The organism is Streptomyces sp. NPDC006314 (genome assembly GCF_040613075.1).
Lineage (GTDB): Bacteria > Actinomycetota > Actinomycetes > Streptomycetales > Streptomycetaceae > Streptomyces.
The window spans coordinates 21060-39161 of record NZ_JBEXRL010000013.1 but is presented as its reverse complement, the minus strand read 5'-3'; the positions used below and the strand labels follow the sequence as shown (position 1 = coordinate 39161).

Sequence of the window (18102 nt, the reverse complement as noted above, 5' to 3'; positions counted from 1 at the left end):
CCAGTAGACGAGGAGCGGCACACGTCGGGGCTACGGCCTGTTCCTCCCACCGGGACACCGCACCACCGGTCCGGCCGCGGGCCGGGCCCGCTTCACCGTTCCGCCCACTCCACCTGCCGACTCCACCCGCCGACGCCGGACACCGGCGAGCGGTCCGCCCCGGACCGCTGCCCCGTCCTCGGCACCCCCGCTTGCCAGAACCGACGCACATCAGGAGGACTTCCGTGTCCGAGCTTGCCCAGACGCCCGGTACCCGTACCAGACCTGAGAGCGGGCCCGGCACGGGCGTGTGGCTCATCGGGGCCCGCGGATCCGTCGCCACGACCGCGATCGCCGGCTGCGCCGCGCTCGCGGCGGGGCTGCGCGCGACGACGGGGATGGTCACCGAGACCGGGCCCTTCGCCGCCGCCGGGCTACCCGCCCTGTCCTCCCTCGTCTTCGGCGGCCACGACACCGTCGACTGGCCGCTGCCCAAGCGCGCCGAAGCACTCGCCGAACAGGGCGTCCTGCCGCACGGACTCCCGCAAGCGGTGCTCGGCGAACTCGTCACCGCCGACCAGGAGATCCGCAGCGGCGGACCGGTGCCCGGCGACACCCGCTCCGACGAGGAGCTGATCGCGGCCTTCGCCGCCGACATCGAGGACTTCACCCTCCGCACCGGGGTGGCCCGGACCGTTGTGGTGAACGTCGCCTCCACCGAGCCCGCGCCGGCCGCGGGTGATGCCCGGCTGCCCGCCAGCACGCTGTACGCGGCGGCTGCCCTGCGCGCGGGTTGCCCGTACGTGAACTTCACCCCGTCGACCGGCGTACGTCACCCGGCCCTGGAGGAACTGTCCCGGTCGGCGGGGGTGCCGTACGCGGGCAGGGACGGAAAGACCGGGCAGACGCTGCTGCGGGCGGTGCTCGCGCCCATGTTCCGGCAGCGGGCCCTGGACGTACGGGCCTGGTCCGGCACCAACCTGCTCGGCGGCGGCGACGGGGCGGCGCTCGCCGACTCCGCAGCCGCCGCGGCGAAGAACGCGGGCAAGAACCGGGTCCTGGAGGACAGCCTCGGCGTGCTGCCCGAGGGCGAGGTGCACATCGACGACGTGCCTGTGCTCGGCGAGTGGAAGACCGCCTGGGACCATGTGGCGTTCGACGGCTTTCTCGGCACGCGGATGATCCTGCAGACCATCTGGCAGGGCTGCGACTCGGCACTGGCGGCACCGCTCGTGCTCGACCTGGCCCGGCTCACCGCCCGCGCCCATGAAGCGGGGATCGCCGGGAGCCTTCCGGAGCTGGGCTTCTACTTCAAGGACCCGGACGGCGAGTCCTCGGCGCTGGCCGAGCAGTACGACGCCCTCCTCGGCTTTGCCGCGCGACTGGGGGAGTCCCGGTGAGTACCGCCCGTGACTGGGCGGAACTCCTGCGGGCCTCGGCCCTGCTCACCGTTCCCGGCGACGCACTGGCCGGGGCCGCGGTGACCGGACTGCGCCCCGGTGCCCGCACCGCCCTCGCGGCCGGTGCCTCCCTGTGCCTGTACGAGGCGGGCATGGCACTCAACGACTGGGCGGACCGGGAGGAGGACGCCGTCGAGCGGCCGCACCGCCCCATCCCCTCGGGCCGTATCGCCCCCGCACAGGCATTGACGGCGGCGGCCGGGCTGACCGCCGCCGGGATCGGCCTCGCCCTCGCCGCGTGCCGTCCCGCCGCGCTCTGCGCCACCGCCCTCGCCGGCACCGTCTGGGCGTACGACCTGCGGCTGAAGCACACCCCGGCGGGCCCGGCGACGATGGCCGCGGCCCGCGCCCTCGACCTGCTGCTCGGCGCCGTGGCCACCGCCGGCTCCCGTGCGGCCGAACGGAGTCCGGCGACCGCCGTCGGTACCGGCAGGGCGGTACGCCGCTCACTGCTGCCCGCCGCCGCGCTCGGCGCCCACACCTATGCGGTCACCACCGTCTCCCGTACCGAGACCCAGGGCGGTTCGCCGGCCCGGCCGCTCGCCGCGCTCGCCACGGCAGTCGTCCTCGCCGCGCTCGCCCGTGGCCGGCAGGGCAGCGGCCCGCTCAGTGCGGAACGCTGGACCGAGCCGCCCCGCTCACCGCGCGAGTTCGCCCAGACCGCGCTCGCCGGCGCCTATGTGGCCACCGCCGCCAAGCCGTTCTGGCACGCCACACTCAACCCGTCACCGCCGCTGACCCAGCGGGCAGTCGGCGGCGGCATCCGCGCGCTGATCCCGCTCCAGGCGGCCCTCGCGGCGCGCTCCGGTGCGCTCGCCTCCGCCGGGCTGCTCATGGGACTCGTCCCCGTGGCCCGCCGACTGGCCCGGAAGGTGAGCCCCACATGAGCATCCGTCTCGGCTACGGCACGAACGGCCTGACCGACCTGCGGCTCGACGACGCCCTCGGCGTCCTGGCCGACCTCGGTTACGAGGGCGTCGGACTGACCCTCGACCACATGCACCTCGATCCGCTCGGCCCCGGTCTCGCCGGCCGCGTCGCCCGGCTCGCCGACCGGCTCGGTGCGCTCGGCCTGGGCGTCACGGTCGAGACCGGCGCCCGTTATGTGCTCGACCCCCGCCGCAAACACGGCCCGAGCCTGCTCGACCCGGATACCGGGGCGCGGGCGGCGCGGACCGCGCTGCTGGTCACCGCGGTGAAGGTGGCCGCGGACCTGGGCGCCCACGCGGTGCACTGCTTCAGCGGCATCCGGCCCGCGAGCGTCGGCGAGGACGCCGCCTGGGAGCTGCTGGGCGACTCGCTGGACCCGGTCCTGGACGCGGCGACGGAGGCCGGAGTTCCGCTGGCCGTCGAGCCGGAGCCCGGCCATCTACTGGAGTCGCTCGCCGACTTCCACCGGCTGCGCACACGGCTCGGCGACCACCCGCTGCTCGGCCTCACCCTCGACATCGGCCACTGCCAGTGCCTGGAGCCACTGCCCCCGGCCGACTGCGTGCGGGCAGCCGCGCCCTGGCTGCGGCACGTGCAGATCGAGGACATGCGGCGCGGTGTACACGAACACCTGCCCTTCGGCGACGGCGAGATCGACTTCCCGCCCGTGCTCGCCGCGCTCGACGCCACGGGGTACCAGGGGCTGACCGTGGTCGAACTGCCCCGCCACTCCCACGCCGGGCCCGAACTCGCCCGGACCTCCATGGAGTTCCTGCGCGCACAGCTCACCGCGGTCGAGGAGAAGCGGCCCGGCGGCCACGGCCCGCCCACCACCGAGCGAACGCCACCGCACCCGGCCCGCCCCGACGCGGCCACCTCCGCGCCCACCCCCGTCTCCCCGGCACCGTCCGCGTAAGGAAGTCCGCATGCTGATCACCCGAGAGGAACTGCTGGCCCGCCTCCGTCCCGAGGGAGCCGCCTGGCTCGACGCCGCGCTCGCCGACGCGCGCGACGCCGCGCACCCCGACCCGGCCGCACCGCCGCGCCGGGGAGTACCGGCCTGGGAACTGCGGTTCGCGTCGGCCGGCCGGGAGTGCGGCTTCCCGGAGGCGGCGGAGGCGGCCCGGGTGCTGCTGCTGCACACGGCCCGCCCCGAGGCGACCGCCGTGACCCGGCTCTACCAGCGCGGGACCGGTGCCGAACGCCGCGCCGTCCTGCTGGCCCTGCCCCACCTCCCGCTCACTCCGGACGCGGGCGTACCGCTGATCGAGGACGCCCTGCGCACCAACGACACCCGGCTCGTCGCCGCGGCCGTGGGACCCTACGCCGCCGCACACCTGGACGCCCACGCCTGGCGCCACGCCGTCCTCAAGTGCCTGTTCACCGGGGTGCCCCTGGCCGCCGTTGCCGACCTCGCGGACCGGGCCCGCGGCGATGCCGAACTCGCTCGCATGCTCATGGACTTCGCCGCGGAACGAACCGCCGCGGGGCGGCCCGTCCCCGACGACCTGCACCACCTACTCGCCCTGACCGCCAAGGAAGCCTGATGCGCATCTTCGACCCGCACATCCACATGACCTCGCGCACCACCGACGACTACCAGGCGATGTACGCGGCCGGGGTGCGCGCACTGGTCGAACCCGCCTTCTGGCTCGGTCAGCCGCGCACCTCGCCGGAGACCTTCCGCGACTACTTCGACGCGCTGCTCGGCTGGGAGCCGTTCCGGGCCGCGCAGTACGGGATCGCGCACCACTGCACCATCGCCCTCAACCCCAAGGAGGCCAACGACCCGCGCTGTGTGCCCGTCCTCGACGACCTGCCGCGCTACCTGGCCAAGGACGGCGTGGTCGCGGTCGGCGAGATCGGCTACGACTCGATGACACCGGCCGAGGACACCGCACTGGCCGCGCAGCTCGAACTCGCCGCCGAGCACGGGCTGCCGGCCCTGGTGCACACCCCGCACCGCGACAAGCTCGTGGGACTGCGCCGCACCCTCGACGTCGTCGCCGAGTCCGGATTGCCCGTCGACCGGGTCCTGGTCGACCACCTCAACGAGACCACGGTCAAGGAGGCCAAGGACTCCGGCGCCTGGCTCGGCTTCTCCGTCTACCCGGACACCAAGATGGACGAGCACCGCATGGTCGCCGTCCTGAAGGAGTACGGGCCCGAGCGGGTGCTGGTCAACTCCGCCGCGGACTGGGGCAAGAGTGACCCGCTGAAGACCCGCGCGGTCGGTGACGCGATGCTCGCCGCGGGCTTCGGCGAGGACGACGTGGACCGGGTGCTGTGGCGCAACCCCGTCGCCTTCTACGGGCTCAGCGGCCGGCTCGTCCTGGACGTCGCGAGGCCCGAGACGCTGCACGAGGGCAACTCCATCCTGCGCGGGGGCGAATGAGCCGTGCGCTTCCGGCACCCCGACGGCTCGACCGTTCACCTCGCGTACTGCACCAACGTCCACCCGGCCGAGACCCTCGACGGTGTCGTCGACCAGCTGACCGCCCACTGCGAACCGGTCCGCCGCCGCCTGGGCACCGAACGCCTGGGCATAGGACTGTGGCTGGCCCGCGACGCGGTCCGCGCCCTGAGCGCCGACCCCGCCGCACCGCGGCGGCTCCGCACCGAACTGGACCGGCGCGGCCTCGAGGTGGTCACCCTCAACGGCTTTCCCTACCAGGGCTTCGGTGCCGAGGAGGTCAAGTACCGGGTCTACAAGCCCGACTGGACCGAGCCGGAACGCCTGGAGTACACCGCCGACCTGGCCCGGCTGCTCGCCCGTCTGCTGCCCGACGACGTCCTCGAGGGCACCATCTCCACCCTGCCGCTGGCCTGGCGCACCGGCTTCGACGAGGCCGCGGCCGAGTCGGCGCACATCGCGCTGACCGAGCTGGCGAGACGGCTGGACCAGCTGGAGGAGACCTCCGGCCGCTCGATCCGCCTCGCCCTGGAGCCGGAGCCCGGCTGCGCCGTCGAGACCACCACCGACGCGCTCGCCCCGCTCGCCGCCCTGCCCGGTCACCGCATCGGCCTGTGCCTGGACACCTGCCACCTCGCGACCAGCTTCGAGGAGCCCGCAGTGGCACTGGACGGCCTGGAGCGGGCGGGCATCCCAGTGCCCAAGGTGCAGCTCTCCGCCGCCCTGCACGCCGAGACCCCTCGGGACCCGGCGGTCCGCGCGGCGCTCGCCGCCTTCGACGAGCCGCGTTTCCTGCACCAGACCCGTGCCAGGGTGGACGGGGTCCTGCACGGCACCGACGACCTCGGCCCGGCACTGGCCGGCAGCGCGCTGCCGGACACGGTGCCCTGGCGGGCCCACTTCCACGTACCGTTGCACGCCCCGCCCGCACCGCCGCTGACCTCCACCCTGGACGTGCTGCGCGAGACGCTCGCCGCTCTGGTCGGCGGGCCCGTGCCGCGCAGCCGTCACTTCGAGGTCGAGACCTACACCTGGCAGGCCCTGCCGGTCGAGGCACGTCCGGCCACCGATGCCCAGCTGGCCGACGGCATCGCCGCCGAACTCCGCCTTGCACGTGACCTGTTGACCGGCCTCGGACTCAAGGAGCAGCCGTGACGAAGACCCCGACACCCCTGCTCGTCCTGAACGTGGTGGGACTGACCCCCACGCTGCTGGGTCACATGCCCCGTCTGAAGGAACTCGGGGGCCGCGGCTCGTACGCCGAACTCGGCACCGTGCTGCCGGCCGTCACCTGTGCCGCCCAGTCCACCTTCCTGACCGGCACGATGCCCGCCGAGCACGGCATCGTCGGCAACGGCTGGTACTTCCGCGACCTCGGTGAGGTCCTGCTGTGGCGCCAGCACAACGGACTCGTGGAGGGCGACAAGCTCTGGGACGCCGCCCGCCGCCTGCACCCCGGCTACACGGTCGCGAACGTCTGCTGGTGGTACGCGATGGGCGCGGACACCGACTGGACGGTCACCCCGCGCCCCATCTACTACGCCGACGGCCGCAAGGAACCCGACTTCTACACCCGGCCCGTCGCCCTGCACGACGAACTCCAGGGCGGGCTGGGCCCGTTCCCGCTGTTCAACTTCTGGGGGCCCACCGCCGACCTGGTGTCCAGCAAGTGGATCATCAACGCCACCCGGTACCTCAACCGCACCCGGCACCCCGACCTGACGCTGTGCTACGTGCCGCACCTCGACTACGACCTCCAGCGTTTCGGCCCCGAGGACCCGCGCTCGCTGAAGGCCGCCGCCGATCTGGACGCGGCACTCGGTCCACTCCTGGACGAAGCCGCCGCCGAGGACCGCACGGTGGTCGTCCTCTCCGAGTACGGCATCACCCGGGTCAGCAGGCCCGTCGACGTCAACCGGGCCCTGCGCCGTGCCGGTTACCTGGAGGTGCACACCCAGGACGGCATGGAGTACCTGGACACCATGGCCTCGCGCGCCTTCGCGGTCGCCGATCACCAGCTCGCGCATGTGTACGTCCGGCGGCCCGAGGACCTGCCCGGTGTGCGGGAGGTACTCGAAGGCATCGACGGTGTCGGTGAACTCCTCGACGGCAAGGGCAAGAAGGAGCACGGCCTGGACCACCCGCGCTCCGGTGAGCTGGTCGCGGTCGCGGAGCCGGACGCCTGGTTCACGTACTACTACTGGCTGGACGACGCCCGCGCCCCGGACTTCGCGCGGCTCGTGGAGATCCACCGCAAGCCCGGTTACGATCCCGCCGAGCTGTTCATGGACCCGCTCGACCCCTATGTGAAGGTCAAGGCGGCCAAGGCGCTCGCCCGCAAGAAGCTCGGCATGCGCTACCGGCTGGCCGTCGTGCCGCTGGAACCCTCACCGGTGCGCGGCAGCCACGGCAGGCTTCCCGACCGCCCCGAGGACGGACCGGTCCTGCTCTGCTCCCGCCCCGGCGAGGTCTTCGGGCAACTCGCCGCCACGGAGGTGAAGTCGCTGTTGCTGCGGCTGGCGGGAATCGGCTGACGGGCCTGATTTCACCGAAAGACCGGATTCCGTGCCCCGGTGCGACAACGACCACGGCAATGCGGCCGTGCGTTCCGGTGTGCAATTGCGGAATTCCGATGTCGCACACGATGTCGCGGCCAACTCCGTTCAAGTTCGAGGGGTTTTCCGCGGAGGACGAATGAGGTTTCCGGCGTCTATGGTGACGCCGGTTGGATTCGCCCCCGACTGCGGGGGCGTGCCAAGTTGAGGAGAGACATGTTAAGAACACGCAAGTCTTGGGCGGGGGCCTTCCTGGCAGCGGCAGTCGTGGGCAGCCTCACGGCCACCGTGATCCCGAGCCAGGCCACGCCCCAGGCGGCGTCCGGCACCCACGCGCTGAAGATCTCGCCGACCCCCGAGGTCCTGGCGACCGGTCTGCACAACCCGCGTTCCGTCCGGATCCAGGCCGACGGCTCACTGCTGGTCGCCGAGGCCGGCACCAGCTCCGAGACGTGCACGGTGCCGAACACCCAGTGCCTCGGCTTCACCGGCTCCGTCTACCGGGTGAAGGGCACCAAGAAGGGCCGTGTCGTCACGGGTCTGCCGTCGGAGACGGAGGTCCGGGCCAACGGTGAGAAGGCGATCATGGGAGCGACCCAGGCCCAGGCCGCCTGGGACGGAACCTACCGTGTGGTCAGCGGTCTGAGCGGCAACCTCGACACCCGTGCGACGCTCGGCCCGGGCAGCGACCCGCTCGGCTCGCTGACGGTCGCCAAGGGCAAGATGCTGGGCGACCTGGTCAAGCACGAGGTCGAGCACGACCCGGACTCCGTGACCGGCAACGGCCAGGTCTATTCCAACCCGTGGTACTTCGCCCGGGACGGCCGGGACTACCTGGTCGTCGACGCCGGTGCCAACGACCTGATCCGGGTGCACCCCGACGGCACCACCGAGACCGAGGCCGTCTTCCCGAACAACCTCCTGCCGACCCCGCCGGCCGTGTCCTCGGCCGTCAAGTCCTCGCTGGTCCGTCCGCTGACCCCGGCCGGACAGACGCAGGCGGTACCGACCGGCATCGTGCGCGGCTGGGACGGCGCGTTCTACATCTCCGACCTGAGCAGCATGCAGCCGAACCTGAGCCGCATCTGGCGCTACGTGCCCGGCGGCAAGCCGACCGTCTTCGCCACCGGTCTGACGAACACCATCGACCTCCGGGTGGCCCCCAACGGCGACCTGATCGCGCTGTCCTACGCCACCGGCTACTCGTCGACCGGCCTGCTGCCGGGCGGCCTGACCCGGATCGACAGGCACACCGGTGCCCTCACGCCGATCGACACCGGCGGCCGCCTGGCCCAGCCCACGGGCCTGGAGGTCTCCTCGAACGGTGACGTCTACGTCACCAACAACACGACCACCAGCAACGGCGAGCTGCTGAAGTTCCCGGCCTCCTGACCGGTTCACCAGCACACCAGCACCACCCGTGTCCGGTGGACGACCGCCCTCGAGGCGGACGTCCACCGGCGCGGCCGTCAGCGGCGTTCGCCGACAACACACAAGCCGGCGGGCGCCGCTGACGTACACCGGGCACAGCGAGAGCCCACCGCCGCGCGCCCGGCACAAGCCGGCCGAGGGGCGGCCCCGTACGGGACCGCCCCTCGAGAGCGGTTGTGCGCCTGGTCAGCGCCGGACGGGCACGTCGCCGGCTCAGTCCCGCTTCGTCGCGCACATGACGACGCGGGTGATGATGGCGTCCGCCGGTATGTCGGCGGGATCCTTGGCGACCACCTTCGTGACCTCGAACCCGCACTCCTCCAGCCAGCTCCGGTACGTGGACAGCTTCTGCAGGCCGCCGCGTCCCATCACACAGCCGAGGATGTAGGCCGGGAAGAAGTCGGCCTGGTAGTCGTCGGTGTCCGTGATGTCCTCGGGATACACCGGCGCCAGGACGACGATCTGCCCACCGGGTTCCAGGGCCTGGTGGGCGTTCCTGAAGATGGTGAGGACCTCGTCCTTGTCGTACATGTCCACGAAGTGCTTGAGCAGCAGCACGTCGAAGCCCCCCGGGAGGGCCTCCAGGACGTCACCGCCCACGAACGAGCAGTGCTCCGCGACGCCCTGGGCCTCGAAGTTGCGCAGGCACTCGGCCTCCAGGGCGGGCCGGTCGAAGGTGGTCACCCGCAGACCGGGGGACTGCTTCGACCGGTAGGTCATGATCGCGCCGAGCCCGTTGCCGCCCAGCACGTCGAGCACCCTCGCCCCGGCCGGAACGTCGAAGCTCCGGAAGAACCAGGGATAGACGCTGGCGGTCTCGCTCTGCGCCAGCGGCCCCCACGCGGCGCGCACCTCCGGGACATGGGCCGCGGCCTCGAACATCGTGCCCTCGAAGCCGTAGAGCTCCTTCAGGCCGACGGCGCTGCCGCTGCGCACGCTGTCGGCGAGGTAGTACAGCTGCCGCAGCATGCCCGTCTTGATCATGCCCATGAAGGTGAGGACACGCTGGAGGTCTGCCTCGGGGACGTCCGCGAGCGCATCGAGGGTGTATCCGCCGGTGGCTTCGTCCCGGGCGACGAAGCCCTCCTTCACCAGCAGGAGCAGCAACTGCTCCACGGCATCCGGCTTGGCGCCGACGGCCGCGCCGAGGTCGGCCGCGGTCTGGCCGGCCTCCTTGCGCAGCGCCTCGACGATGCCCAGCTCGAAGCAGGCGTAGAGGTTCATGAACCGCGAGGGTCCCACCATGTACTCGCGCATCCGGGCGAGTGAGGCTTCAGGGCTTGTCACAGCAATACCTTCCGATCGGCATACCGGGCGGGCGCCCCGCCCCAGTGCTCCCGAGCCCGAGTATCGGCACGGGTGGTGGAGTTGCGGTGGAGCCGGTGCGGATCACCCGGGCGCCTGCGCCCCCAGCCCTGCCAGCAAGGTGTCCACGACACGCTCCGGCAGGTCGGGGCAGAGGGCCTCGGGTGGCATGAGGACGCTACGGACCAGGACAGGACTGATCAGGAGGTCGTTGAGGAGGGTCACGTCCACGTCGGACCGGATCTCCCCGTCGGCGACACCGCGCCGCAGCACGGCGAGGGCCGACCGCTGCCATGGCTCGATCACCTCCGAGGTGTAGACCTCCCAGAGCCTCGGCAGCGTCTTGAGGTGTGTCAGCACGTCAAGGACGAGAAGCGGAGCGCGATGTGCGGTGTGGTGCCGCCGCACGTTCTCCAGCACGGCGACCAGATCGTCGCGCACCGAGGTGCCGGGCATCGGCACAGGGTCCGGCGCCATGCTGCGTATGACGTCGACGCAGAGGGACTCCTTCGTCGCCCACCTGCGGTAGACGGTGGCCTTGCCGACACCGGCGGTGCGCGCTATCCGCTCGACGGAGAGATCACCGATCGTCACCCCGTCGTCCACGAGACGGACCACGGCCGCCATGATGGCCCGGTCCGCCGCCTTGCTGCGCGGCCGCCCACGCACCGCCGAGGGTTGGCCCGCCGGGCCCGCGGTCATGCGCCGTGGAGGCCGGCCAGAGCGTCGGCCAGCCGCGCGGCGGGGTCCGGGCCGGCCGCTTCCGCACGCCAGCCGATGAACCCGTCGGGGCGGACCAGTACGGCGCTCCGCGGCCCCATGCGGTACGTCTTCAGGAAGTCGCCCTCCGGGCAGTGCAGAGAGTCGTCGGCCCCGATCCGGTAGGCGGCCAGGGACACCCCGGTGCCGGCCGCCGGGATTGTCCCGGCGGCCCGGATCCAGTCACCCCCGTCCGGGCCGGTGAGCAGGGTGAATCCGGGCCCGAAGAGATCCAGGACGGAGATCGGGGTCCCGTCTCGCCGTAGTGTCACGTGTGGTGCCCGGGTGCCGGGCCGCGCACTGGGGTGGAAGGGGTCCTCCGCGATGTCCGGCCGTGAGGCGGGGTCGTGGGCCGCCGCCGGGTAGGTGTAGCCGAGCTGTACCGTCGCCCGGTCCGCCGCCTGGGCGGTCTGCCCCAGCCGGGCGAGCGTCTGATGCACGGTGAAGTCCGCCACGGGCCGCCGTTCCGTGTCGTAGGAGTCCAGCAAGGCCTCTTTCGCCGCCCCGCGCAGCACGGCTGCCAGCTTCCAGGCGAGGTTGTGCGCGTCCTGGACCCCGGTGTTGCCGCCGAAGCCGCCTGTCGGCGGCATCGCGTGGGCCGCGTCCCCGACGAGGAACACCCTGCCGGAGCGGAACCGGTCGGCGACCAGCGCCGCGCTCTCCCACGCCATGGCGCTGTGCACGTCCACCTCCAGCCCGGGCATGCCGGCCGCGACGCGCACCAGGTGCCGGACGCGCTCGTGCAGCGCCTGCGGGCTGTCGTCCGTGGTGCCGTCGTAGGGGAAGCCGATCTGCCACAGCCGGGAGTCGCGATTGCCGCGGGCGAAGAGGAACGCACCTGCCCGCTTGACGATCACCGCCATGGCGCGGCGCCCGCGCAGCACCGGTGTCAGGTCCGCGTCGAAGATCGCGCTGACGGAGCGGCCCATCGCCCCGGGCCCATGGCGGTCGATGCCGAGCCGTCCGCGGACCGGGCTGCGGATGCCGTCCGCCGCCAGCAGATAGTCGCACTCCACGGTCCACGTCTCGCCGGTGTCTCGACGCCGGAGGGTGGCCGTGACCCGGTCGGCGTCCTGCTCGAAGCTCACCAGCGTGGTCCCGAACCGGATGTCCGCGCCCAGCTCCACGGCGCGGTCGACCAGTAGCGGCTCCAGCAACTGCTGGTCGCACAGCCGCATTCCGGTGGGGCTGATCGCCAGCGTCTCGTCCTGGTGGTCCCCGGTGGGCTCGTAGTGCTCGTCGGCCAGAGTGTCCGCCACGACGAACCCTATGGGGCCGGGGTCGCCGGCTTCGCGCACTCGCTCCTCCAGGCCCACGGAGCGGAAGAGCTCCATGGAACGCGCGGTCACCAGCCGGGCACGGGGATGCACGGACGTCCCAGGGTGCTGCTCGACCAGCAGGCAGTCGACGCCCTGGGCGGCGAGGAAGAGAGCCGACGACAGGCCGCTGAGACTGCCGCCCACCACCAGCACGGACACACGTGACGTACGGCTGGGGGCCTGAGCCATGGGAGAACCTCCACCAGGTGATCGGATGCCTCGGGTCATGCTTCGGTCAGACGATAACGTGGTTGCCTGGCAGAGGAGTTGACGCCATCGCGACCGAGGCCGAAAGCGAGGGCGAGAGCCTGGGCGGCCGCGGCGGCCCGGTGCCGCGGGGTGACCGCCGTGATCCGGGTGTCGGTCACCGACACGAAGTGGACCGGAACCCCGCCCTGGGCGAGCGCCTCGAAGAACTGGGCGATGATCCGGGTGTGCGTGGCCAGGGCGGCACCGGACAGGGTCACGGTTCCGATCCCGGCGTCGTGGCTCAGCGCGGTGTACCCGATGGCGGTCCGGGCCCGGCCCAGGGCGGTGACCACGGCGAGCGTGTCGGATTCGGGCACGACCAGGGTGAACTGGCGCAGCCCCGGCGCCGGGCAGCCGTGCCGGATGGGGTCCGGCCGGATCCAGGCGTCCGCGCAGCACCGGAAAACCGCCGCCACCGCGGCGGGCCGGTCCGGCACGCCGTCCAGGGTGACCTTCACGACCCCGGTGTCGTAATGGGCGCCGCGGACGATGGGCTGCTCCATCAGCCCACCGCCTGCCGGGGGAGGGGAGGGGACGCGTTGTGAGCCGCCCGGCGGATCCGGGCGAACTCGAACAGCTCGGCCCCCAGCGTCTCCAGCTGCCCGACGACCTTGGCGCTGAGCCCGCCGGGCGTGCCGAGCCGTTCTGCACGGTCGTGCTCCGTACTGACGGCCACCCCCAGAGGGGTGGGCCAGCCTCGCAGCGCGTGCACGATCTGGCGCAGGCCGTGCAGGGTGGCCGCGGCGCCCTGCGCGCCCGCGCCGACCCCGATGCAGCCGACCGCCCGCTGCTCCAGGTAGGGCCGGCTGTCCTGGCGCAGGCCCTCGAGGTAGTCCAGGGCGTTCTTGACCAGCCCGGAGACCCCGCCGTGGTAGGCGGGGGAAGCGACGAGCAGCGCGTCGGACCCGGCCACCGCGGCGAGCATCCGGGACACCGCCGGTGGGGGAGCGGCGGACGGGTCGTAGGGCGGCAGGCGCAGCCGCTCTCCCGTGAAGAACTCCACCTCGGCGCCGAGCGCCGTGGCCACCGAGGCCGCGCACCGCAGCGCGGCCTCGGTGGTGGAGGCTCCGGAAGGCGAGCCGAGGCTGCCGCCGATCGCCACCATGCGGACGGTCATGACTTGACCCCGACCGCGAGGCCGTCGCCCAGCGGCAGGAGCGTGGTGAACAGGGACGGCTCGGCGAGCATCTCGTCGAGCATCTCGCCCACCGCGCGACCCATCGGTTCGTCGCCGTAGCCGTTCAGGCAGGCCCCGTTCCAGAACACGTTGTCGGCGACGAACAGACCACCGTCGCGCAGCCGCGGCACCGCCTCGCGGAGCACCGTCGGATACAGCCGCTTGTCGACGTCGCACAGGACGAGGTCGAAGTCGCCCTCGACGGACCGGAAGCTCTTCACGGCGTCCCCGATCAGGAACTCCACGCGGTCCGCCACCCCCGCCTTCTCGACGAACTCGCGGGCGCGCTCGGCGAGCGTCTCGTCGGACTCGGTGTAGTAGACCTTGCCCTCGGGGCCGACGGCACGGGCCAGCCAGATGGTGGAGAACCCGATCGCCGAGCCGAACTCGAAGACGCGGCGGGAGCGGGACATCGTCGCGAGCTGCCACAGCAGACGGCCGGAGAGCGGGCCGATGATCGGCACCTGGTGCTGCCAGGCGTACATCCCCATCTCGGTCATGACGGGATCGTTCTTCGGGGTCTTGCGCCAGGCCCAGTTGAGGATCTCGTCGTAGCGGAAGCCGAAGTTGTAGATCCGGTCCGGGATCGCGGCGGACCCACTCTGCGCCGCACCGGCGGCCGGCGCGGCGGCCGGCGTCTGCCATGCCTCGGGCCCGAGCGCCATGGAACGGAACATCTGCTGCAGACCCGCGGCCACGGCCTCGGCCGCCGGACCGCCCGAGCCGTTCGTGTCCGGAGCGGCCGCCTGGGTCTGGAACTTGGCGATGTTCTCGACCAGCGGCCTGCGCTCCTGCTCGAACTCCCGCAGCGACGCCGCCGACAGGTCGTCGGCGTCCAGCGCCCGCAGTGCCGTCCGGGCGGCGGACGCGGCGTCGTACAGGGCCAGGTTCATGTTCTGGCCGCCGAACGTCGTCAGGCTGTGCGCGGTGCTGCCGATGAGCATCACGCCGTCGGCGACCCAGGTGTCGGCGATGTGGCCCGGGAAGGAGTGGTGCCGGACGTCCTCCCAGCCGCGGATGCCCGCGAGGGAGGGCTCCAGTCGCGGCTCCACGGACAGGATCCGTTCCCGCAGCGCGTCGAAGCCCTCCTCCCGCACCTCCTCGAACGAACCGCTGCGGATGCCCCACAGCACGCTCACCTCGTCGGGCGAGTACGCGGCCAGGCCCAGGTAACGGTTGCCGTCCGAGCGGTAGTTGCTGAGTACGGAGGGCCAGCCCTCGGGACGCGGGGCCAGGAAGGTGATCGCCTCGTAGTCCCAGGTGGTCGGCTGGACGGTGATACCGGCCAGGGCGCGGGTCGGCGAACCCTCACCGTCCGCCGCCACGACGAGGCGGCACTCCACGACCTGCTCCTCGCTCCCGTCGCCCGTGGTGAACGCCACGCCGTTCAGGGCGCCGTAGGCGTCCTTGAGCAGCGTGGTCACCGTCGCCCCGTCGAACAGGCGGAAGCCGGCGTGCCGTCCCAGCTCGTCCAGGAACACGTGCTGCATGGTGCGGTAGGGCACCCCCAGCCCGTAGGGGTAGGGGCTGTCGTCGAGGTCCGCGTAGCGCAGGGCGGCGATCCGCGGCCCGTTGACGTAGTAGTCGTAGCCGTCGAGCTTGTGCGTGGCCGCTTCGATCGCCTCACGGACGCCGAGCCGGTCGAGCGCCTTGATGGCACCGGGCTGGATCAGCATGGTCTGCCGCTTGCCCGTGCGGTCGGTCTCCCGGTCGACGACGGCGATCTCCCGGCCCGCGTCGATGAGAGCCTTGGCCAGGGCCAGTCCGTGCGGGCCGGCGCCGATGACGCAGACGTCCACCTTTGCCGCGATGTGGTCAGGCATGTGCGTGGTTCCTCACGTGTGGTGTGTGCCGCAGGAAATACAGCTGTTCATCGGCCGAGCCGGCCGCGATGTCGGATCCTGAACGGTCCGTCCTCAGAACCGTGTGGCCGGCCCGGTGACGGCCGAGTTCGCGGCCCTGGAGATCGAGGAGGTACAGGTGGTGGTCGGCCGAGGCCACGGCGATGGTGCTGTCGTCCACCGCGGTGCTCTTGACCCACGACCCCGTGGTGAACCGCCACTCCTCCGCGAGCCGCGCCGAGTAGGCGCGCAGTGTGCCGTCGACGCAGGCCACCAGAACGCCCGGACCGAAGGCCGTCACCTCCCGCACGGCGGGGGTCGACGCCCGGTGGACGAGCACGCCGTCGTCGTCCAGGAGCAGCAGCGAACCCTCGGCGGTCCCCGCCACGAAGCCCTCGCTCACGGCGGCGCACCCGTAGACCGGCAGATCCTGTGCATAGCGCCACAGCACCTCTCCGGAGTCCGCCGAGCGGCAGGTCACCGACCCCTCCATGCTGGAGGTGACGACCAGCCCCCGGGCGCAGGTGATGTTCCAGCCGGAGTCGCCGTCGTGCCGCCAGCGCGTCGCCAGCCCCTCGTCGAGCCGGGCCACCGAGCCGTTGCGGCCGACCGACAGCCAGCCGTCCTCGCACCGGGCCAGCCGCCAGCCGCCCAGTCCCGGGTACCGGCCGGCGATGGCGCCCGACGGGCCGGCCAGCGCCAGCTCACCCGACTCCAGGGACACCAGCCAGCCCTCGGCGTGGGCGGCCAGATCGGAGACGGGACAGCCGAGACCCACCCGGTGCTCGGGCCGGTCCACGCCCCACCGGCCCAGGACCAGCTCGCCGGCCGACGTCGCGGCGGCCACCCGGTCGCCGTCGAGCAGCACCGAGGTGACCCAGGCGCCGAGGTCCCAGCTGCCCAGGAGGGTCAGCTCCGTACGACGTGTGTGAGTTTCCAATTCTTGAAGCCCCCTCCCCGCTTGGTGAGTTCGTTGAAGTCGAAGGTCAGCTCCACGTCCATCGACAGGTCCCGGGACCGCAGCCCCTCCTCCGCCTCCCGCCGGATGCGCGCGCACTCGGCGTCACTCTGGTGATCGCGTTCGACCTCGAGGCTCAGCACCGCCCGGCCGTCGTCCTCGAGCCGGATGCAGTAGCCGAGCAGCCCGCGGATCGCGAACACCAGCTCCTCCACCTGGTACGGCCGGACCGTGCGGCCGGCGACGACGAGTTCGTCGGAGACCCGGCCCAGCACGCGCACCACCGGGAGATCGAGCCCGCACGGACAGGCGCCGGGTTCCCGCCGCACCAGGTCGCCGGTGCGGTAGCGCAGCAGCGGGCGGGCGTCCGCGGTCAGCGTGGTGACCACCAGCTCGCCTTCGTCGGCGTCCGTGATCCGGCCGGTCCGCGGGTCCAGCCATTCGAAGTGGTACATGTGCTCCAGCAGATGCATCCGCTTCTCGGGGCAGGACGTGCAGCAGGTGCCGAGTTCGGAGGACCCGTAGGAGTTGATGTAGACCTCGGCGCCCCACAGACGTTCGAGCATGCCCCGCATGGGCTCGGTGAGCAGCTCGCCCAGCAGCAGGATCTTCCCGATGCCGAAGTCCCGCGGCTCCAGACCGCGGTTCTTCAGCTCGGAGTACAGGTGCAGGCACAGGCCAGGCGTGGTCAGGACCGTGGTGATGCCCGTCTGTCCGCAGATACGGACGATCTGGTCCCAGCCCGACACCCCGCGGGTGAAGGGGAAGGCACGGACGCTGAAGACCTCCATGGCCTCCAGCCCGTAGACCATCGCGTCGGCGACCGGGGCGATGTCGGAGGGGACCATCAGGATCGCCTTGTCGACCCGAGGCTCCAGGATCCCGCGCCAGTTCAGCAGCAGTCCCTGGGTGTTGGTCTCGATGTCCCGCCTGGTCTTGGGCGTCGGCGTCGGAGTGCCGGTGGTGCCGGAGGACTCGTAGTAGCGGACGGTGTGCTCCAGCGGCACGGACAGGATGCTCAGGCCGGCCTGGCGGAGGTCGTCCTTGTCCGTGTAGGGCAGCCGCTCCAGCAGCCCGAAGTCGGCCTCGCTCAGCTCCGACGGCTCGAACGAGGACAGAACGGGTGCGTAGAAGGGGGAGTCCGCCGCCTTCCGCAGGGTGGTTCGCAGCAGCTCCAGCCGGTCGGCGGAGGGCGGAGCGGGAGCCGCCGGGCGGACGGCCGCCGTCATCCCTCCTCCTCGTTCCTGGTGAACGTCCACGAGCAGCCGCCCGACTTCAGCGTGCAGGAGCTGCTGAGGTTCTGCTTGGCCGCGATCGCGGACTGGAGCTTCGTGCAGTACTCCCGGCACGGGTCGTCAAAGGTCAGTTCGATGCCCAGCTGGGCGGCACCGCGCCGGTAGGAGAGGATCCCGCAGTTGTCGATGTCCACCTTGGAATGCTCGGCGGACTTCTGGACGACCGTCACGTCCGAGCCCCAGCACTCGCCGAGGATGCGGGCCAGGTTCTCGGTGAAGGGCACCGCCCCCTCGGTCTTGTACCGGTCCGACTGCTTGGCCGTGGCCTCCGCGGAGAAGTCGATCCACTGGTCGATCGCGCCATAGCCGTAGTTGGAGACCATGTAGCGTTCCATGCCGGCCTGGGCACGGAAGTACATCGCCTTCCACATCTCGGCCTTGGCCTCGGCGGACATGCCCGGCTGAGCCGTCTTGTCTTCCACGTCAGTCCT

17 protein-coding genes are annotated in these 18102 nt (G+C 72.1%); 8 read left to right on the top strand and 9 right to left on the bottom strand.

Features of this window, described 5'->3' with window-relative positions:
• Positions 1-224 precede the first annotated feature (224 nt).
• From ABZ079_RS23540 to ABZ079_RS23505, 8 genes are all read left to right on the top strand, one after another.
• Complete coding sequence (locus ABZ079_RS23540; RefSeq protein ID WP_356941412.1) at positions 225-1379, top strand: inositol-3-phosphate synthase; 1155 nt, start codon at positions 225-227, stop codon at positions 1377-1379.
• A complete protein-coding gene (locus ABZ079_RS23535; RefSeq protein ID WP_356941411.1) occupies positions 1376-2326 on the top strand; it encodes an SCO3242 family prenyltransferase in 951 nt (316 codons plus the stop codon). The genes ABZ079_RS23540 and ABZ079_RS23535 overlap by 4 nt, the downstream gene beginning before the upstream one ends.
• Positions 2323-3285 (top strand): sugar phosphate isomerase/epimerase family protein, encoded by a 963-nt coding sequence (locus tag ABZ079_RS23530; RefSeq protein WP_356941410.1) that lies wholly within the window; start codon positions 2323-2325, stop codon positions 3283-3285. Before ABZ079_RS23535 ends, ABZ079_RS23530 begins: the two co-directional genes overlap by 4 nt.
• 10 nt (positions 3286-3295) lie before the next feature.
• Complete coding sequence (locus ABZ079_RS23525) at positions 3296-3916, top strand: EboA domain-containing protein (RefSeq protein ID WP_356941409.1); 621 nt, start codon at positions 3296-3298, stop codon at positions 3914-3916.
• Positions 3916-4764 (top strand): TatD family hydrolase, encoded by an 849-nt coding sequence (locus ABZ079_RS23520; RefSeq protein WP_356941408.1) that lies wholly within the window; start codon positions 3916-3918, stop codon positions 4762-4764. The genes ABZ079_RS23525 and ABZ079_RS23520 overlap by 1 nt, the downstream gene beginning before the upstream one ends.
• A 3-nt stretch (positions 4765-4767) precedes the next feature.
• On the top strand, positions 4768-5937 hold the full coding sequence (gene eboE / locus ABZ079_RS23515; RefSeq protein ID WP_356941407.1) for a metabolite traffic protein EboE: 1170 nt from the start codon (positions 4768-4770) through the stop codon (positions 5935-5937).
• A complete protein-coding gene (locus ABZ079_RS23510) occupies positions 5934-7316 on the top strand; it encodes a nucleotide pyrophosphatase/phosphodiesterase family protein (RefSeq protein WP_356941406.1) in 1383 nt (460 codons plus the stop codon). The genes eboE and ABZ079_RS23510 overlap by 4 nt, the downstream gene beginning before the upstream one ends.
• 288 nt (positions 7317-7604) lie before the next feature.
• Entirely contained in the window at positions 7605-8729 is a 1125-nt protein-coding gene (locus tag ABZ079_RS23505; protein ID WP_356941405.1) for a ScyD/ScyE family protein, read from the top strand.
• A gap of 252 nt (positions 8730-8981) precedes the next feature.
• Here ABZ079_RS23505 and ABZ079_RS23500 read toward each other — a convergent pair whose 3' ends face one another.
• The 9 genes from ABZ079_RS23500 to ABZ079_RS23460 all read right to left on the bottom strand — a co-directional run bounded on the left by ABZ079_RS23500 (position 8982) and on the right by ABZ079_RS23460 (position 18093).
• Positions 8982-10055, bottom strand: a complete 1074-nt coding sequence (locus tag ABZ079_RS23500; protein ID WP_356941404.1) for a methyltransferase — start codon at positions 10053-10055, stop codon at positions 8982-8984.
• Between the two features lie 102 nt (positions 10056-10157).
• Complete coding sequence (locus ABZ079_RS23495; RefSeq protein WP_356941575.1) at positions 10158-10700, bottom strand: TetR/AcrR family transcriptional regulator; 543 nt, start codon at positions 10698-10700, stop codon at positions 10158-10160.
• A gap of 71 nt (positions 10701-10771) precedes the next feature.
• The gene (locus ABZ079_RS23490; RefSeq protein ID WP_356941403.1) at positions 10772-12340 is read right to left on the bottom strand and encodes an FAD-dependent monooxygenase; all 1569 of its coding nucleotides are present in this window, start codon (positions 12338-12340) and stop codon (positions 10772-10774) included.
• Between the two features lie 35 nt (positions 12341-12375).
• Positions 12376-12903, bottom strand: coding sequence for an ACT domain-containing protein (locus ABZ079_RS23485; RefSeq protein ID WP_356941402.1), 528 nt, complete (start codon positions 12901-12903; stop codon positions 12376-12378).
• The gene (locus ABZ079_RS23480; protein ID WP_356941401.1) at positions 12903-13517 is read right to left on the bottom strand and encodes an NADPH-dependent FMN reductase; all 615 of its coding nucleotides are present in this window, start codon (positions 13515-13517) and stop codon (positions 12903-12905) included. Before ABZ079_RS23480 ends, ABZ079_RS23485 begins: the two co-directional genes overlap by 1 nt.
• Positions 13514-15400 (bottom strand): FAD-dependent monooxygenase, encoded by a 1887-nt coding sequence (locus tag ABZ079_RS23475; protein ID WP_356941400.1) that lies wholly within the window; start codon positions 15398-15400, stop codon positions 13514-13516. The genes ABZ079_RS23480 and ABZ079_RS23475 overlap by 4 nt, the downstream gene beginning before the upstream one ends.
• On the bottom strand, positions 15393-16358 hold the full coding sequence (locus ABZ079_RS23470; protein WP_356941399.1) for a PQQ-binding-like beta-propeller repeat protein: 966 nt from the start codon (positions 16356-16358) through the stop codon (positions 15393-15395). The genes ABZ079_RS23475 and ABZ079_RS23470 overlap by 8 nt, the downstream gene beginning before the upstream one ends.
• Positions 16328-17605 carry a hypothetical protein gene (locus ABZ079_RS23465; RefSeq protein ID WP_356941398.1) on the bottom strand — a complete coding sequence of 426 codons (1278 nt, stop codon included), beginning with the start codon at positions 17603-17605 and terminating at the stop codon, positions 16328-16330. The genes ABZ079_RS23470 and ABZ079_RS23465 overlap by 31 nt, the downstream gene beginning before the upstream one ends.
• Positions 17602-18093: a hypothetical protein gene (locus tag ABZ079_RS23460; RefSeq protein WP_356941397.1), complete on the bottom strand. Its 492-nt coding sequence runs from the start codon at positions 18091-18093 to the stop codon at positions 17602-17604. Before ABZ079_RS23460 ends, ABZ079_RS23465 begins: the two co-directional genes overlap by 4 nt.
• Positions 18094-18102 lie beyond the last annotated feature (9 nt).

What these genes read in the sequence shown, in the direction of transcription:
- ABZ079_RS23475 (WP_356941400.1), bottom strand. Translation starts at nt 15,400, where the DNA reads ATGCCTGACCACATCGCGGCAAAGGTGGACGTCTGCGTCATCGGCGCC.
- ABZ079_RS23480 (WP_356941401.1), bottom strand. Translation starts at nt 13,517, where the DNA reads ATGACCGTCCGCATGGTGGCGATCGGCGGCAGCCTCGGCTCGCCTTCC.
- ABZ079_RS23465 (WP_356941398.1), bottom strand. Translation starts at nt 17,605, where the DNA reads ATGACGGCGGCCGTCCGCCCGGCGGCTCCCGCTCCGCCCTCCGCCGAC.
- ABZ079_RS23525 (WP_356941409.1), top strand. Translation starts at nt 3,296, where the DNA reads ATGCTGATCACCCGAGAGGAACTGCTGGCCCGCCTCCGTCCCGAGGGA.
- ABZ079_RS23530 (WP_356941410.1), top strand. Translation starts at nt 2,323, where the DNA reads ATGAGCATCCGTCTCGGCTACGGCACGAACGGCCTGACCGACCTGCGG.
- ABZ079_RS23495 (WP_356941575.1), bottom strand. Translation starts at nt 10,700, where the DNA reads ATGGCGGCCGTGGTCCGTCTCGTGGACGACGGGGTGACGATCGGTGAT.
- ABZ079_RS23490 (WP_356941403.1), bottom strand. Translation starts at nt 12,340, where the DNA reads ATGGCTCAGGCCCCCAGCCGTACGTCACGTGTGTCCGTGCTGGTGGTG.
- ABZ079_RS23520 (WP_356941408.1), top strand. Translation starts at nt 3,916, where the DNA reads ATGCGCATCTTCGACCCGCACATCCACATGACCTCGCGCACCACCGAC.
- ABZ079_RS23485 (WP_356941402.1), bottom strand. Translation starts at nt 12,903, where the DNA reads ATGGAGCAGCCCATCGTCCGCGGCGCCCATTACGACACCGGGGTCGTG.